Origin of the sequence: Paenibacillus sp. FSL W8-0426, from assembly GCF_037969725.1 — a bacterium.
GTDB lineage: Bacteria > Bacillota > Bacilli > Paenibacillales > Paenibacillaceae > Paenibacillus > Paenibacillus hubeiensis.
Genome location: NZ_CP150203.1, coordinates 6,674,094 through 6,690,829 on the forward strand (window position 1 = coordinate 6,674,094; position 16,736 = coordinate 6,690,829).

The following is a 16,736-nucleotide window of genomic DNA, read 5'->3' on the forward strand; positions in this document are numbered from 1 at the left end:
ATGATCCTCCCCTTCAGTCTAGATGTATTCTCCAATAAGGTCCGTTTCCGTGTTGCGCTCAAGAGCGGCGATTACCGCATCGACATGTTCGTACTTGTCAAACTGCTCTTTTTGGAACACCAATGCCCCGGACTTGATCACGGTTTGCAGCTCGTTTCCTTTTTTGTCGATAAACTGGAGGTTCATCATGGCATCTCTGATTCGCTTCGTCATCTCCGGCAAAAAGTCCGCATTGGTCATCGGACATAAAATAACGAAACGTCCGCGATCCACATAAAACTTATAATCCTCATACCGGATCTGCTTCTGAATCGTATTCGATAGTTCCTGCAAAAATTGGGCATAACGGACGGAGCCGAGCGATTCCTGCACCAGCGACAAAAACTCGATTTTGAACATGGCCATGCTGAAGCCGTATTGGTCCGAGTAACGCTTTGCCAAATTGCTCTGTTTGATGACCGTATCGGCAAAAGCCTCGCGATTTCCCAGCGACGTATCGAGGTCAACCTCGGGATTGCGGTCCTGCAGCTCTTGCAATCGCTCCATCACGCGTGCGCTGCGTACGAGCCCTACCTTGATAAAGGCTGCCACAGCCACGTTAGCCGGAATGAGCAGCCACCAGGAAAACGAGATGACGTTCACATCGGCATACGTTACAAGCCATACAAAATAAGACACCAAATAAATAAATCCAATGACGACAGAGACGCCTACCGGTATAACAAAACCAACGACCAGCGCGCCAAGGGCAGCGATGCTGAATACAACATCAATCAGAGTGTAGCTTTGATTGAGATACAGCTTGAGATAAACGAGCAGCTGTTGAATGACCGCTAACCCGATCAAAATGGCATAACCCCAAGCCATGCGAAGGATGGGCGCTTTGTTTCTCATGGTTCCCTTCTTTCCAGACGTTTTTCCAAACGTTATTTCGCTAATTTATGACACCGTTTGACAATTATATACTAGCATAAACAATCGTAATTGAAATGAAAATTTTTATATACTATTTTCATATACTATTTCAAGAAATGATACAATTTCGTCTCTCCGAGCAAAGCGACAAGGTTATCAAACATATGCGTATTCCCGCCCGAAACGTATCCTCCCGGATAGCGTGAGTCTTGATCCCGCAATTTCACCATCTGTTTGTACAGCTGCTTCGCCCACTTGGGATCGTCTGCCCGAATGGCTAGCTCGATGGCAAGACCGTAAACGGCAGGCGACTCATAAGTAACGGAGGGCGTGCGCTGGGTACGGTTGTATTGGCCCGGAAGGTAGTGCAGCCGGTTCATTTCCTTTTTCAGAAAAGTGATCAGTTTGTCGGGTTTGCGCGGGGTCTCCATCAAATGGTTGGCAATGATCAATTGGTCGATCAAATTTACCGTATCGCTATATGCAAATTGTTTGGTCGATGGATCAAAGGTTTTGGCATAAAACACGCCATCATCAGGCATGCTTTGAAGCAGGCCTTTGTATTTGCCATAGGTCCCCGGCTGCAGCATTTCATGCGACTCCATCGCTTTCAGGGCAGGCAGATCCACATAGACCAGGCTTAATAGATCCGACGAATAACCATTGGAGAAATCATGGAAATCGACATAGTATCCATGCTGCTGCACGAATTCCGTCAACACCCGAGAGATGGCGGCTGCCGTTTGCAGCTTGTCCTCTCTCCCGTCGGCCCACTGGTCGGCTGCGGCCAACAAGGCATTCACGATGCGGAAATCATCGCCAAGCGCATTGGTCGTCACATGCGATGTTCCATCCGCATCCAGCTTCCAGGCTATGTACTTTTGCGGCATGAGAAAATACGTTTTTAACAATGTATAACTCTGCTCAAACATGGCCTGATCATTTTTGGCCACCGCATATTGCATCCACAGGCCGATCGACTCGGACAGTGCTTCACGTCCTGCGACGATATCGGGATTCTCCGAACGCGCGTCCTGCAAATAAGAGGCCAACGTGCCATTGGGATTGGTCATATGATTTTGGATAAACGATGCCGTGGGGGAGTTTTCGTTCATCACGAATCTTTCCTTTAACATAAAAATCACCGCCACCAGCACAACGGTTGCCACCACCAATGCTGGAATCCAGATTCGCCATGTACGTTTCATACTTTCCTCCTGATTCTGAATCTCGTGTGCCGCCTTCTGATCACGAGCATCCCCGAAACAAGTTCGGCGCACGCCCAAGGGATGTAATTCAGCATGTGTAGGCTTCATTCGGTGGAATCCATGTAGGCTCTTCGGCCGCCTTTCTTGACGAACTTCCAATCCACTTCAATATTGTGGCGCATCCGGCGCAGCAATCGGACCGCTGTTTCGATCTCTTCAGGCGTAAATCCGGCAAGCGTAACCTGGTCCGAATGCACGCCTTCCCGGCGAATGAATTCCCAAGCTTCCAGTCCCGCCTCGGTGGGATAAAGCAGCTTGTTCTTTTTATTGCCCTGCTGAGGCTTCTTGACGATAAAACCGTCCGACTCCAGTTTACTGATGGCCCGGGCAGCCGTCGTCCGGTCAACCTTGATCAGCTCGGCCAGCTGATTGGGGATAATGCCGGGATTTTCGCAGATGCGATAAAGATAAAGGTACTGTCCCCGGGACAGGTTCAGGTGCTGAAACTCGATGTTGCTGATGGAATCGAGACAGCGGGCAATCATGCCGATTTCGCGCAAGACCTCTTTCAAGCTCATTCACGCCTTTCTATACCTTTTGTTGCATTCGCAACATAGTTGGTGTTATAACTAAAACATCTGATTGATGCAACTCACAGGAGACAGACCACGTTTAGCGGTTGTTTTACTTGCAATATCAGGATGCTTTAGCTCCGATGTCGATTCTCGCTGATATTATAACTAAACATCTGATGGTGCAACTCTCAGGAGACAGACCACATTTATCGGTTGTTTTACTTGCAATATCAGGATGCATACGCTCCGATGTCGATTCTTGCTGATATTTCAGGACAAGTTCAGTGTACCATGCCGAAAAGGGTTATTACCGACCAAAGGGGACATTTTCATGAATACTACGGTGACAGAAGTTCAAAATCAGGAACAATTGGAAGCCTGCTTTGCCATTCGCAAAGCCATTTTCGTTGAAGAACAAGGGGTGCCGGCAGAAGACGAGTTCGACCAGTACGATGCGCTTCATACGGAAGCCCGTCACATCCTTGTACATGTCGATGGGGAGCCTGCCGCCTCGGCCAGACTGCGTGTTGTCGAGCAAACGGCCAAGCTGGAGCGAATCTGCGTTATGATGGAATATCGCAAGCACGGTCTTGGAAGAGTGCTCATCGACAAGCTGGAACAAATGTCCTTGGATCAAGGGTTGGTCAAAGCGAAACTTCACGCTCAGGTACAGGCCTCCGGCTTCTACGAACGACTTGGATACGCCCCGGCTTCGGACGTTTTTCTGGAGGATGGCATTCCGCACTTGCTCATGACCAAAACATTGAATTAGGGCTGTTCGCGAGCGAAATCGCCACAATACGCCCAAAGATAACGCAAAAACGCCTATGCACCTACTTCTACAAAGTGGAGTGCATAGGCGTTTTATTCGCTTTAGTGCCTTTGCAGTAAGCCCGCAGTCACAGCTTCATTGGCATGCGCCCAGACACTACTGCCCCAGCGCCAGTTGACCTGGCTGCTGTTTTTTCATCTGTTTGCTGCGCAGCTGTCCGCAAGCGGCGTCGATATCTGTGCCGTGCTCCATACGCACCGTTGCATTGATGTCGTTTTTCTTCAGCGTATCATAGAATCCGAGAATCGATTCCTCCGTACTTCGCTGATACTGGCTGTGTTCATCGACCGGGTTGTACGGGATCAAGTTCACGCTCACCATGCTCTTCCGGCTGGAAAGCAATTCGGCCAGCTCGGCCGCATGCTCGCGTTGATCATTGACATCGCGCAGCAAAATATATTCGAACATGATGCGTTTGTTCGTCGTTTGCAGGTAATAATCCACGGCGTCCATCAGCTGCTCAATCGGGAACGCACGGTTGATCTTCATGATCCGTGTCCGCAGCTCGTTGTTCGGCGCATGCAATGAAATCGCCAGATTCACCTGCAGGCTGCTGTCCGCAAACTCCTTGATTTTGTCCGGCAGTCCGCTTGTGGAAACGGTAATGCGTTTCGCCGCAAGCGCAAGACCCTTCCGATCCTTGATCACTTCGATAAAATCGGACATGTTCTGGAAGTTGTCGAACGGCTCACCGATGCCCATCACCACGATATTGGTGACGCGTTCGCCTTTGCTGGCCGCATCCAGATGACGCTGCACGTGCATGACCTGTTCAACGATCTCTCCGGCAGACAAGTCCCGGCTCTTCTTGATCAGGCCGCTCGCGCAGAAGCTGCAGCCGATGTTACAACCCACCTGCGTGGTTACGCAGACGGTCAAGCCGTATTTTTGCCGCATCAAGACCGTTTCGATCAGATTGCCGTCATAAAGGCGGAGCAGAAATTTGACCGTGCCGTCGGCCGACTCCTGCTTCACGTGTTCGCTGACCGAATTCATCGTAAAATGCTCGGCCAGCACGTCAAGACACTCCTGGCGCACATCGGTCATATCCGTAAAATCGCGAGAGCGCTCCTGATATAGATGTTCCCAGATCCGGGAGGCACGGGATTTCTTCTGTCCATGCTCCGGCAGCCAGGAACGCAATTGATCTAAAGTTAATCCATAGATGGATGGTTTGTTCATTATGCTATCCTCTTTTCGCAAAAAGCATATGGTCTATTGATGAACCGCAAGCCAAACGTCTTTCGATAAACTTCCTAATATGGAGACAGACTGCGTTTCGCTCAAAAAACCTCTACACCTTATTGTCCCAAAATTGCAAAAGGAACACAAGGCCTTTCGCTTTTCTTCCAAGAGGTTTTATGGTTGGTAAAACTGAACAATACATGTCCAGGGTGCGGGTGAATTGCCCGCCCTTGGTTTTAAAAATGAATGATGCCTGACGTATGCAGCAATACCAGGAACACAAGAACGGGCGCTACATACCGAAGCATGAACAGCCATACTTTGAACCAGCCGGCGTTCAAGCCGGAGGCTTCGGCTGCATTTTTCCAGAAGTAACCCGCAAAAATGGTCACCAGCAATCCGCCAATGGGCAGCAGGATGTTGGAAGCAACAAAGTCCATCCAGCTGAACACGTCCGTGCCATTGATTTTCAGCTCCGGCATAAGTCCCATCGACAATGCGGCCGGAATGCCTACGATAAAGACAGCGAGGGAAAGCACCCAAACGGAGCGGCTGCGGCTCCACGACAGTCTTTCCATAAAGTATTTGACCGGCACCTCCAGCAGCGATACAGCCGAAGTCAACGCCGCAATGGCCAGCAGCACGAAGAACAGTCCGCCGAACAAGAAACCCAGCGGCATCGCCGAGAAAGCCGCAGGCAAAGCGATGAAGATGAGCGATGGTCCTTGGTCAGGCGCAATGCCGAACGAAAACGTCGTCGGGAAGATAATCAGCCCTGCAATGAAGGCATATAACAAGTCACCCGCGCCGACGGCGACGGTAGCCGCTCCAAGGGATTGATTCTTGTCTACATAAGAGCCGTATGTGACCAAGATCCCCATCCCCAGCGACAGGGAGAAGAAGGCATGTCCGAGTGCCACAAGCGCCGATTCGGTCGTTAATTGCGAGAAGTCGGGGTTCAGGAAGAACGATGCTCCCGCTCCTGCTCCAGGCAATGTCAATGCGCGAACCATCAGCACGAGCAACAATACCAGCATCGCCGGAATCAATACTTTGTTGAATTTCTCGATCCCGCCGGATACCCCTTTGGCAACGATCAAACCGGTAATGAGAACGGAAACGAGCTGCCAAACGATCGGCAAGTATCCGCCCATAAAGGAACTGAATTGCCCGGCAAAGTCCTGATTGTTGTACAAGGCTCCGCTAAAGGATGTTACCGCGTAATGCAGGGTCCAGCCTGCAATGATGAGATAAAACGACAAGATGATGAACGGCGTCAGCACCTGCAGCAATCCTGCAGCCAGCCATCCCTTGCCTCCGCCTGCCTTGATGAAAGCCGTGGCGGCGCTTCCGCGGCCGCTGCGTCCAATCGCAAGCTCAGCCAGCAGAACGGGCAGACCGATCAACAGAAGACAGACGATAAAGAGCAGGAAGAATGCCGCTCCCCCGTTTTCCCCCGTGATATAAGGGAACTTCCACATATTTCCCAAACCCACCGAGCTGCCGATCGCAGCCAGGATGAAACCTGCGCGTGAGAAGCGTTCCCCCTTGCCGGAGCTGTTTGGATCCAAATTGGAATGACCTAAATTCATGTATCTACTCCACCTGTCCTAAATTTATTTCGTTATTATATACTACTCTCCGTGTCAGGTCATTCAAAAAATCGAAATAAGTCAAAATGTTATTTTATTACAATGACTTGGCACAAAAATATGCTGCCTTGCCCTCTATTCAGATTAACCAAATTTGGCCATGATGCGCTTTTTGCGACTCATTTTCTTTTCCCCATGGTCAAATACAATCCGTTTCCTCCGGGATCGTGTTTCGTTCTCGGAGAGCAATATAGAGTCTCGTTATGTTCCCTCTTCAAAAGCAGTGTGGGTCAATGTCCTTGCCTTTAAACAACAAGTTGCCGCGAATGTAACCAAACCACAATAAAGAAGGGGCGAACAACCAAAGAGTTGGTCGTTTGCCCCCAAGAAGTCAGGTCATACCGTTTTGATTTCAAGCAGCTCGTATTTGATGATGCCCATCGGCGCATTGACGTGAATGACGCTTCCCACTTCTTTGCCCATTAATTCCTTGCCGAGCGGGCTTTCATAGGAAATTTTGTTGTCCGCCACGTCCGCTTCTGCCGGACCGACCAGTTGGTACTCCAGTTTTTCCTTAAACTCGATGTCATTTAATACCACGGTAGAACCGATGCCCACCCGGTCCGAATTCAGGTTGTCGGCCGAAACCACCCGCGCCTTGGTCAGCATCTTCTCCAACTGCAAAATCCGAGTTTCCATAAATGCCTGATCGTCTTTGGCTGAATGATACTCACTATTCTCCTTCAGGTCACCGTAACTGATCGCAAGCTTCAGACGCTCAGCCAATTCCTTGCGCTTGACCGTCTTCAATTCCCTCAGCTCGTCCTCCAGCTTTTGCAAACCTTCCTGCGTCAAAATAACTTCATCATTAGCCATATTTCACATCTCCTAATCGTGCATTCTTCTTCTATTCTAACCTATATCCATTCCAAACGGGTAAAATACCCGTGAAAAAGAATTTAGGCCGTGTAAAACGGAGGGCATTTCCTTAAAGGAAAGCCGCTTCCGTATGCCGAATACAACCGTTAGGTGATGACATATGACAATGACGATGAACATGCATATTCTCTCTGTCCCAGCGGTACTAAACGAAGAACATTGGAACCTGCTTCTCTCTCAAGTCTCTTCCGAACGACGGGAAAAAGCGGCCCGCTTCGTGCATCGGGTCGATGCGTACCGCTCTGTACTCGGGGAAGTACTCGCAAGGGTCACGCTGGGACAAAAGCTTGGGCTGCGACCGGATGAATTGTCCTTCACGCAGAATGCCTACGGCAAACCGTCCCTGCTGACCCGCGATCCGGATGGCGATGTGCCGTTCAACCTATCCCATTCCGGCAGCTGGATCGCACTTATCTCGGGCGGCCGGGCTCCGCTTGGCGTGGATGTAGAGCAAATCGCCCCGATCGACATGCACATTGCGGAACGTTTTTTCTCTAAAGAAGAGAACGGCTATTTGGCCACATTGCCTGCAGCGGCTCGGCTGGAAGCCTTTTACCGGTTATGGACGCTTAAAGAAAGCTACATCAAAGCCGTTGGCACAGGGTTGTCCATGCCGCTGGAGTCGTTCTCCATCCTGCCCGACGGAGCCGGGCATTGGCATTGTCCCCAAACCAGGGCGTATCGCTTTTTCAGCCAGCGTCTGGATGACAATCACATGCTGGCAGCCTGCTCGACCGCGGGAGAGCTTCCGCAACAACCGGAGATTGTAACGATGGAAGAAATCCTTGAGGGACTGGTGCGTTGATATGCGCATCGTTCCCCTGGTTCATATTGAACTTCACATCGTTCCATTGCCGATAGCGAATCAAATTCCTCGTGGCGCGCTTCTCAATTCGCACCCTCGTGTACCATACCAGGCGCGCCCTGCTCGTCACATAGGCTGAGCGGCTTCAGATCGGTCCACTGCTCGGCGATATAGTCCAGGCAAACCCGCCGTTTGGCCTTGCCCAGCATCATCGTCCAGCCCGCCGGAATCTCAATGGATGCCGGCCAGAGCGAATATTGGCCCTCGTCATTCATCAATACCACGTAGTTGCCATCCTCCCGTTCAAACGGGTTCGTCATAGGTGTATCCCCCTTTAAAGCGTATAAAAGCAAATGGATCGGATTCAAAACGCAAGGCTTTGCCCCGCCCGTCCAAGGGGCGAGCGGAGATCCGCTTCGGCTGAACTTAGCCGTCGCTGCGTTTGCCCAGTGCATCGAGTTTGGCCGCGAGTGTGCGGCATATCTCCTTAAGCGGCCCGGGCTGGCACAGGTCCTTGTGCCTGCAATGGATATCGTGGCGCTCCATGCCGCCGCCGACATATTCGTTCCACATCTCGGGATCGATGGGGTCGAACCAATCGGGAATGATGGTGGAACGGAAGAAAAGCAGCTTGCCATCGAAGCGCGACGGCTTGTATTCGCCCAGGATGCGCACGGAATTTTCGTATGTCCTGCGCAGCTTCATGATCGTTTCCTCGTCGAGGCTGGCCAGCGCACTGCCCTCGCTGCGCAATATGCGCATCGCCGTAGACATGTCCAGCGGCGCATCGCCGATGCTGTTCGGATCGTATCCGCCCAGTGCCAGCAAGGCGGTCAGCGCCTCTTCCTCGTCCGGTTCGCCCCGGATCGGCAAGTAATGGCTCGGATACGAATCGAGCATGGCCAGCAGCTCGACTTCCTCTCCCTCGGCCTGCAGCTGCACGGCCATGGCTTGGGCGACATTGCCGCCCAGCGACCAGCCCAACAGGCGATATGGCCCTTGCGGCTGGATGGAACGAACGTGGCGGATGTAATCCGCCGTCATCGCATCCAGCGTGGCCGGCAGGTCTTCGGCTTGGGCGATGCCGCGGGCCTGTAACCCGTAAATCGGAACATCCATGCCAAGATGCTTCATCAACCCGGCATAACACCAGCTAAGTCCCCCGGCAGGATGGATGCAGAACAATGGCGACTGCTCCCCATGTGGTCGGAGCGGCAGCAGCACTTGAAGCGAACCCGTGCCCGATTCGCCATCCATTTTCAGCCGCTCCGCCAAACCTGCCACGGTCGCCGTTTCGAACAGGATGCCGATGCCCGGCTCCTTGCCGAGCGCTTCCCGAATTCGGCTCATAAGACGCACGGCCAGCAGGGAATGCCCGCCCAGTTCGAAGAAGCTGTCGTCGATGCTTACACCGCGAAGGCCCAATACCTCGGCGAACAGGTCGCAAAGAATCTCCTCCTGCGGATTACGCGGTGCCCTGCCGCCCGCGGCGAGCTGCATCTCCGGCATCGGCAGGGCTTTGCGGTCCAGCTTGCCGTTCGGCGTCAGCGGGATCGCCTGCATGACAACCACTGCCGACGGCACCATGTAGTCCGGCAAACTTGCCGATGCATGGCGACGCAGTGCAGCCCACTCCGGCGGCGATGCGTTGTCCGCTGCGGGCACGACATACGCGACGAGGCGCTTGTCTCCAGGCTGATCCTCCCGCACGACGACCGCTGCCTGAGCAACGCTCGCATGGCGGGCCAATACAGCCTCAATTTCGCCCAGTTCGATCCGGAAACCGCGAATTTTCACCTGCTGATCCGCGCGGCCCAAATAATCGAGCGATCCGTCATGCAGGCGTTTCGCCAGATCGCCCGTCCGGTACATCCGGGTTCCCGGCGGTCCGTACGGATCGGCGATGAATCGCTCTGCAGTCAACTCCGGCCGGTTCCAATATCCGCGCGCAAGGCCTGCTCCGGCTATATACATCTCACCCGCGACTCCGGTCGGCACCGGTTGCAGCCGCTCATCCAGCACGTACACCCGCAGATCGGGAATCGCGCAACCGATCCAGCTGCTTGCCCCTTCGTCCGCGCTGCCCCGATGCAGTTCCTTGTAGCTCACATGTACCGTCGTTTCGGTAATGCCGTACATGTTGATCAGCTTCGGCGCATCGTCGGCATGGCGTGCGTACCAATCGTCCAGCCGTCCCAGTTCCAGCGCTTCGCCGCCGAAAATGACGTAACGCAGCGACAGCTCCCTTCCGATGGCAGGCTCCTCGCGATCCGCCTGCATCAGCTGGTAGAAAGCGGACGGCGTCTGGTTCAATACCGTTACCCGCTCTTCGGCGAGCAAACGAAGGAATGCTGCGGGCGAGCGGCTGATTTCGTGCGGAACAACGACAAGGCGTCCGCCGTGCAACAAAGGCCCCCAGATTTCCCAAACGGAGAAATCAAAAGCATAGGAGTGGAACAGGGTCCACGTATCGCTTGCATCGAATTGATACCAATGCTGCGTGGCATCCAACAGCCGAATGACATTGTGCTGGGGTATGACCACGCCTTTTGGTTTGCCTGTCGATCCCGACGTATAAATCATGTAGGCCGGGCTGAACGGCGACATGCGGCCGTTACGCTCGTCGTCAGACACATTACGAGCTGGTTGGGCGTTCAATCGTTTAACAGTTTCCTCATCGTCCATGAGAATGCAGGACACCGATTCGACGTTCGGAAGCAGCGCCCTTACCCCGCCGATGGCAATCAGGACGCGGGGATTCGCGTCGGTCAGCATGTGAATCAGCCGGTCTTCCGGATAATTCGGATCAAGGGGGAGGTACGCGCCCCCTGCCTTCAGAACGGCGAGAATGCCGACCACCATATGGATGGACCGCGGCAGCGCGAGCGCAACCATCTGCTCGGGAGCGACGCCCTCGGCGATCAAAAGCCTCGCGAGCCGGTTGGCACGATCGTTCAGCTCCTGGTATGAGATGTGCTGCTCCCCATGAATCAGCGCGACATGGTCCGGATGAGCGGCCGCCTGCACCTCGAAACGTTCGGCAATGGTCGCTTTTGCTTGCTCCGTTTCATCGATTTGGCTCGCCCATTCTTGCTGGAGCGCAGCCCTCTCCTTCGGTGTGATCACCGGGAAGGAGCCGATGGCCGCATCCGCGTGCCATGCGGCATGATCCAGCACTTGCCGCAACCGTACAGCTATTTCTTCTGCCGTGGAGCGGCGGAACAGGTCGGTGCTATACTCCAGCACGCCCGATATGCCAGCTGGCGAGCCGTCATGCCCGCGCTGCTCCGTCAATTCGACCGTCAGATCGAACTTGGATGCGCCAACGCCATGCACCAGCGTTTCTGCCGTAACTCCCGGCAGATCAAGCGGGGTGTCCGGCGTATTTTGGAGCACCAGCATGATTTGGAACAACGGATGTTTGGCGCGGGAACGCGGAGGATTGATTACTTCCACCAGCCGCTCGAACGGCAGATCCTGATGCTCGTATGCCCCCAGATCCACGGTACGCACGCGTTCCAGCAATTCGCGGAACGTTGGGTCACCCAGAGTGCTGGTACGCAGGACAAGTGTGTTGATGAACATGCCGACCACCTCGTCGAGGGCATCGTCGTTCCTGCCGGCGATTGGCGTTCCGATCACGATATCCGTGCCTGCACCCATGCGGGTCAGCAGCACGTTCAAGGCGGCATGCAGCACCATGAACAGGCTGACCTTATTCTCGCGTGCCAATGCCATGAGCTGGCCGTGAAGCTCAGGGCCGATGGCAAACGGAACCGTATCGCCCTCATAGCTGGATACGACCGGACGGGCATAATCGGCAGGCAGCGTCACCTGCTCCGGCAGACCGTCAAGATGATGTTTCCAGTAGTCCAGCTGCCTCGCGATCAGGCTGTCCGCACGCTGTTCGTCGCCAAGCAGCCTGCCCTGCCATGCCGCATAATCGGCATATTGAATGCGCAGCGGGCTCCATGCCGGCGCATGTCCCAGCAGCCTTGCCCGATATGCTTCGGATACGTCCCGCAAGAGCGGCGATAGCGACCAGCCGTCGCCTGCGATATGGTGGAGCAGCAGCAGCAGCACATTCTCCTTTGGAGCGATCTTGAATAGCGTTGCGCGGAGGCAGGTTTCCTCCGACAGCTCGAAGCTGTAACGCGAGGCTTGCAGCAGTAAACCTGGCAGCATATCCTCCTTGGCCGAAACGGTCTCAAATCGAATGCGGGTACGCTCGTCGGTTTTCGGCAAAATGCTTTGGCTCGCTGCGCCCAGTTGTCGCGGATATAGCGTTCGCAGCGGCTCATGCCGATCGATGACGTCCTGCAGCGACGCACGCAGGACGGCTTCATTCAGAACGCCCGACAACCGCGCCACAAGCGGGATATTGTAGGTCGGGCTGGGTCCTTCCAGGCAATACATGAACCACAACCTTTGCTGCGCAAAAGACAGCGGAATGCTGCCCTTCCGGGAAATCGGCTGAATGGATGGCCGTGCCGTCTGGGCATGATCTAGCCTTCTTGCCAGGGCGGCCGCCGTCGGAGACTCGAACAGAACGCCGATGTTCAGCTCGACGCCGAATATATCACGCACGCGTGCCGTCACTCTTCCCGCGAGCAGGGAGTGGCCGCCAAGCGCGAAGAAATCGTCGTCGATGCCGACTCGGGCAACGCCAAGCACTTCCGCGAACAGGCTGCAGATCATCTGCTCCTGCGGCGTCCGCGCGTCCCTGCCTTGGGATGGGGACAGGACGGATGGAATTGGCAGGCGTTTGCGGTCGATCTTTTTATTTGGCGTCAGCGGCATTTCAGGCAGCTGCATCCATGCAGCCGGTACCATGTAGTCAGGCAATGCCTCGGCCACGCGGCTGCGCAGCTCGGTCAGTTCCACATGCCCGGAGGCCTCGTCCGCAACGACATAGGCAGCCAGCCGTCGCTGCCCGGGCTGATCCTCTCTCGCCATGACCGTGACCTGGGCGATGCCCGGAATCCTTGCGATCACCGACTCGATCTCGCCAAGCTCGATGCGAAAGCCGCGAATTTTAATCTGATGATCCGCGCGTCCCAAATAATCGATCTCCCCATCGGGAAGCCATCTGGCCAGGTCCCCCGTACGGTACATCCGGCTGCCCGGCAATCCGTACGGATCGGCAACGAAGCGCTCGGCCGTCAGGTCCGGTCTGCCCAGATAACCGCGAGCAAGTCCATCTCCGGCGATGTACAATTCACCGGCTACGCCCGGCGCCGCTGGCTGCAGCCCCTGATCCAGCACGTAAAGGCGGGTATTCCCGACCGGACCGCCGATCGACGGTTTGCCGGAATGCTCCGGCTTCATGCGTCCTGCCGTGGAGTAGATCGTCGTTTCGGTTGGGCCGTATTGGTTGTTGACCTGACAGCCCATCTCCTCCAACGCTTGCTTCATCTCGGCCGTCAACGCCTCGCCGCCGGTAATGACCGTCAATCCGTCAAATCGTCCGGGACGGCTGTTCACCAGCGACTGCCATAACGTCGGGGTTGCCTGCATGATGGTCGTTCCCTTCTCCCTCATTTGCCGGGCAAGGGCAGCCGGGTCAAGAATCGTTTCCTTCTGTGCCAAGTCGAGCCGCGCGCCTGTAACCAGCGGCAGGAACACCTCCATGACCGAGATGTCGAACGCAATCGTGGTAACGCCCATCCAGCGATCATGAGGACCTACCTTCAGGCGGCCACGCATGTCCTGAAGCAGGTTGGACAACCCCCGATGGGTCACGGCTACGCCTTTCGGCTTGCCGGTGGAACCGGAGGTATAAATGATGTATGCCGGATTCTCCAACGATGCCGGAACCGTCCGATCCTCCTGCTCGGGATTACAGTCGGGCTGCTCTTCCAGCTCGGCCTGAACGGCGGGATCATCCAATCGCATGACAGACACTTGCATATCGCGCAAACGGTCTGGCATACTGTGCTCCACCGTGATCAGGCATGCCGGTTCGGCATCGGACAACATGTAGTTCAGCCGATCTATCGGATAATCCGGGTCAAGCGGAAGATAAGCTGCACCTGTTTTATGAACCGCCAGGATTGCTACGACCACATTCAGCGATCGGGGAAGGGCAATAGCCACGATTTTCTCCGGACCAGCCCCAAAACGGCGGATCAGCGCATGTGCGAGACGGTTGGCCTGTTCGTTCAATTCGGCATACGTCAGCGTATGGCCCTCGCAGGTTACGGCCTCCGCGGAAGGCGTCCGGCGAACCTGCTGCTCGACCATGGCTGCCGAATGCAGCTGGGGAACGCCCTGATCGGTCGCATTCCACCCTTCAAGCACTTGTTTCCGCTCTGCCGGAAGCAGTACATTCAGATTGCCGACCGGCTGGTCTGCGGCGTTTTCTTGAACAATGGTGTCGAGCAAGCGTAAATATCGGAGCTGATGCGACCGCAGCTCCTGCTTGCCATAGATCAACGGATTGGCATCCATATCAACGCGCAGTCCATGACCATGCCCCTGATCCACCACATGGATGGCCAGATCGTCTACAGGCCCTGTCGATAGATTGTGGATCATACCGGGCTGCCCGGCAAAGTTCAGCTCATGATGAAAAGGCATCACGTTGATCATCGGGCCGAACAATCTGCGATGTTCTCCGAGAAGTCCCAGGTCCCTGCGCAGGTCCTGATGACGATATCGCTGATGCTTGCGCACGTTGCGGATCTCCTGCACGATCTGCTTCAAGAGACTGTCCAGCCGTTGTTCCGGCTCCACGTTCAGGCGAAGCGGCAGCACGTTCATCACCATGCCGGGCACCCGCAAAGATGACGTTCCCAAACGGCTCATGACAGGCAGCGCCAGAACGACATCTTGCGTCCCGGTCATGCGTTGTACGTAGACGGCGGCCGCGGCTACGAGCAGATCCGGCCAGGTTACGCCGTACCGCGAAGCCGCGGACTGCAACCGTTCGCGATCCGCGTGGGACAACACGGCACTCTCGCGCAGGAAGCTGTCGGCCGTTCGCGGCGCGCCTTCGCCGAGACTCACGATGTCCGGCGCATCGGCGAACCGTTCCAACCAGAACTGCCGGTCCCGCTCCCTGACGTCGGATGAATGATAGGCGGCATCCTCGTCCAGAACGGAGCATAGCGGGCCAAAAGAAATTCCAGTCTGCACGGCTTCATCGTTTGCCCTGCCGTCCACCATTGCCGTGTACAGCTGGGCCACCCGCCGTGCAAGGAGCGAGACGCCATAACCGTCGATCGCGATATGGTGCACGCGCTGATACCAGTAATAACAGTCGTCCGAGATGCGGAAGAGCGCCTCCCCGAAAAGCGGACCGACGGCGAGATTGACGGTCTGTTCCATATCCCGTTTCATCCAAGACCATGCCGCCTCGTTCGGTTCCGGTTCGTTCCGTACGTCGATGACATGGAATGGCCATTCCTCTGAGCCGCCGTTTGGCGCCTGCCAGGGTCCCTGCTCATTTTCGCCAAACACCATGTTCAGCGATTCGGCCTCGGCAACCGCCTGGCGCAAGCTTGCCTCGAAACAAGCGGCATCCACATGCCCTTGAATCACGACGTATTCGCCGGTGTTGTACATCGGATTATCCGGGTGCAATTGCTGCGCATACCAGATGCCGGCTTGGGCGGAGGACAACGGCATCATGGCATTGCGGCGGGGAGAGAGCTTCGCAGCCCGGCTCAAAAGTAATCTCCGTTCGGCAGTACTTTATGCGGCGCTCCCGCATTCATCAGGCTTGCCCATGCTGCCAGCGTCGGGGTTTCCGCCAAATCCACGAAGCTCACGTCTCTGCCCACCATGCGGAAGCGCTCGGCCAGGCTCATCATTCGAATCGAATCCAATCCCCACACCTGGATCAGGTCGTCTTGGTCGCCAAGGTGCTCCGGCTGCTCCTGCAGCATTTCCGCTACCTGGCTCCGCAGTTCATGCAGCGTCGCCGATGCGGCCGCATGTACGTCCAGAACCTCGGCGTTCGCAATGGGCGGCTCGCCTGCCAGTCCGCTCTGTCCGCTACCTTTGCTCGCCCCGGTACCGTAAACCGTGCCGGCGGATGAGCCCAGCGCAGCGGCCGCTTGCTGCGTGGTCAGCGTGACCGCGCAGCGCTCGGCAGCATACGTCAGTGCCATGCGATGCTTCTCCGCGGAAAAATCGGCGACCGCATCCGCCACCAGAAACGCCTGGATATCTTTCATGAATGCCTCGCAGGACGTCATCAGGCAGCCGATATGGGCATATATGCCGCAGATGATCAACTGATCGCGCCCCTGCTCCTGCATCCATTCCAGCAAGTCGGTCTTCTGGAAAGCGCTATAACGCCACTTGGTCATCAGCGTATCCTGCGGAGCAGGCGCCAGCTGTTCGATGACCTGCTTTTGCACCGGACCGCCGTCGATGCCCGCCCCCCAGAAATCGAGCTGCAAGCCGCGCTGCTCCGCCGTCTGTCCGCCAGGCTGGGCCGAATACACGACAGGGATGCCGAGCTCGTGACACTTCGAGCGAAGCTGTGTTATATGCTCGATCAATTCGGTAACGGGAGAAGCCCCGGCCGTAAAAGCATCCACGAAATATTGCTGCATGTCATGAATCAGCAGCACTGCGCGTTTCGCATCCGGCGTCCAGGCCACCTTGTTGACAGGAAGCTCCGATTCAGTAGGCATGGCATATGGCTTAATCACTGGTAGTCCCATGAATATCCCT

Annotated in this window: 11 protein-coding genes; 2 read left to right on the forward strand and 9 right to left on the reverse strand. The window is 55.4% G+C overall.

Features of this window, described 5'->3' with window-relative positions:
* Nucleotides 1-18 precede the first annotated feature (18 nt).
* The 3 genes from MKY59_RS30155 to MKY59_RS30165 form a co-directional block, all read right to left on the reverse strand.
* Complete coding sequence (locus tag MKY59_RS30155; RefSeq protein ID WP_236413439.1) at nucleotides 19-894, reverse strand: diguanylate cyclase; 876 nt, start codon at nucleotides 892-894, stop codon at nucleotides 19-21.
* Nucleotides 895-1,019: 125 nt separating this feature from the next.
* A complete protein-coding gene (locus MKY59_RS30160) occupies nucleotides 1,020-2,123 on the reverse strand; it encodes a glycosyl hydrolase family 8 (protein WP_236413440.1) in 1,104 nt (367 codons plus the stop codon).
* Between the two features lie 104 nt (nucleotides 2,124-2,227).
* Nucleotides 2,228-2,695 (reverse strand): MarR family transcriptional regulator, encoded by a 468-nt coding sequence (locus MKY59_RS30165; protein ID WP_236413744.1) that lies wholly within the window; start codon nucleotides 2,693-2,695, stop codon nucleotides 2,228-2,230.
* Between the two features lie 334 nt (nucleotides 2,696-3,029).
* Between MKY59_RS30165 and MKY59_RS30170 the strand changes: the two genes are divergently transcribed.
* The gene (locus tag MKY59_RS30170; protein WP_236413441.1) at nucleotides 3,030-3,470 is read left to right on the forward strand and encodes a GNAT family N-acetyltransferase; all 441 of its coding nucleotides are present in this window, start codon (nucleotides 3,030-3,032) and stop codon (nucleotides 3,468-3,470) included.
* A 156-nt stretch (nucleotides 3,471-3,626) separates the two neighbouring features.
* On the opposite strand, the gene rlmN is transcribed toward MKY59_RS30170, so the two are convergent.
* From rlmN to greA, 3 genes are all read right to left on the reverse strand, one after another.
* Nucleotides 3,627-4,712: a 23S rRNA (adenine(2503)-C(2))-methyltransferase RlmN gene (rlmN, locus tag MKY59_RS30175; RefSeq protein ID WP_236413442.1), complete on the reverse strand. Its 1,086-nt coding sequence runs from the start codon at nucleotides 4,710-4,712 to the stop codon at nucleotides 3,627-3,629.
* A 239-nt stretch (nucleotides 4,713-4,951) separates the two neighbouring features.
* On the reverse strand, nucleotides 4,952-6,307 hold the full coding sequence (locus tag MKY59_RS30180) for a sodium-dependent transporter (protein WP_236413443.1): 1,356 nt from the start codon (nucleotides 6,305-6,307) through the stop codon (nucleotides 4,952-4,954).
* A 396-nt stretch (nucleotides 6,308-6,703) separates the two neighbouring features.
* The gene (greA, locus tag MKY59_RS30185; RefSeq protein ID WP_236413444.1) at nucleotides 6,704-7,183 is read right to left on the reverse strand and encodes a transcription elongation factor GreA; all 480 of its coding nucleotides are present in this window, start codon (nucleotides 7,181-7,183) and stop codon (nucleotides 6,704-6,706) included.
* Between the two features lie 163 nt (nucleotides 7,184-7,346).
* On the opposite strand from greA, the gene MKY59_RS30190 reads away from it, so the two are divergent.
* Nucleotides 7,347-8,051 carry a 4'-phosphopantetheinyl transferase superfamily protein gene (locus tag MKY59_RS30190; RefSeq protein WP_236413445.1) on the forward strand — a complete coding sequence of 235 codons (705 nt, stop codon included), beginning with the start codon at nucleotides 7,347-7,349 and terminating at the stop codon, nucleotides 8,049-8,051.
* A gap of 83 nt (nucleotides 8,052-8,134) precedes the next feature.
* Here the strand turns inward: MKY59_RS30190 and MKY59_RS30195 are convergent, their stop codons facing one another.
* From MKY59_RS30195 to MKY59_RS30205, 3 genes are all read right to left on the reverse strand, one after another.
* Entirely contained in the window at nucleotides 8,135-8,371 is a 237-nt protein-coding gene (locus MKY59_RS30195; protein WP_236413446.1) for an MbtH family protein, read from the reverse strand.
* 106 nt (nucleotides 8,372-8,477) lie between these two features.
* Nucleotides 8,478-15,683, reverse strand: a complete 7,206-nt coding sequence (locus MKY59_RS30200; protein WP_339278501.1) for an amino acid adenylation domain-containing protein — start codon at nucleotides 15,681-15,683, stop codon at nucleotides 8,478-8,480.
* 35 nt (nucleotides 15,684-15,718) lie between these two features.
* On the reverse strand, nucleotides 15,719-16,726 hold the full coding sequence (locus tag MKY59_RS30205; RefSeq protein WP_339275228.1) for an isochorismatase family protein: 1,008 nt from the start codon (nucleotides 16,724-16,726) through the stop codon (nucleotides 15,719-15,721).
* Between the last annotated feature and the right edge of the window lie 10 nt (nucleotides 16,727-16,736).

Bases quoted from the DNA above. Each gene is read 5' to 3' on its own strand.
- MKY59_RS30155 (WP_236413439.1), bottom strand. From the start codon at position 894: ATGAGAAACAAAGCGCCCATCCTTCGCATGGCTTGGGGTTATGCCATT.
- MKY59_RS30160 (WP_236413440.1), bottom strand. From the start codon at position 2,123: ATGAAACGTACATGGCGAATCTGGATTCCAGCATTGGTGGTGGCAACC.
- MKY59_RS30170 (WP_236413441.1), top strand. From the start codon at position 3,030: ATGAATACTACGGTGACAGAAGTTCAAAATCAGGAACAATTGGAAGCC.
- rlmN (WP_236413442.1), bottom strand. From the start codon at position 4,712: ATGAACAAACCATCCATCTATGGATTAACTTTAGATCAATTGCGTTCC.
- MKY59_RS30180 (WP_236413443.1), bottom strand. From the start codon at position 6,307: ATGAATTTAGGTCATTCCAATTTGGATCCAAACAGCTCCGGCAAGGGG.
- greA (WP_236413444.1), bottom strand. From the start codon at position 7,183: ATGGCTAATGATGAAGTTATTTTGACGCAGGAAGGTTTGCAAAAGCTG.
- MKY59_RS30190 (WP_236413445.1), top strand. From the start codon at position 7,347: ATGACAATGACGATGAACATGCATATTCTCTCTGTCCCAGCGGTACTA.
- MKY59_RS30195 (WP_236413446.1), bottom strand. From the start codon at position 8,371: ATGACGAACCCGTTTGAACGGGAGGATGGCAACTACGTGGTATTGATG.
- MKY59_RS30200 (WP_339278501.1), bottom strand. From the start codon at position 15,683: ATGATGCCGTTGTCCTCCGCCCAAGCCGGCATCTGGTATGCGCAGCAA.
- MKY59_RS30205 (WP_339275228.1), bottom strand. From the start codon at position 16,726: ATGGGACTACCAGTGATTAAGCCATATGCCATGCCTACTGAATCGGAG.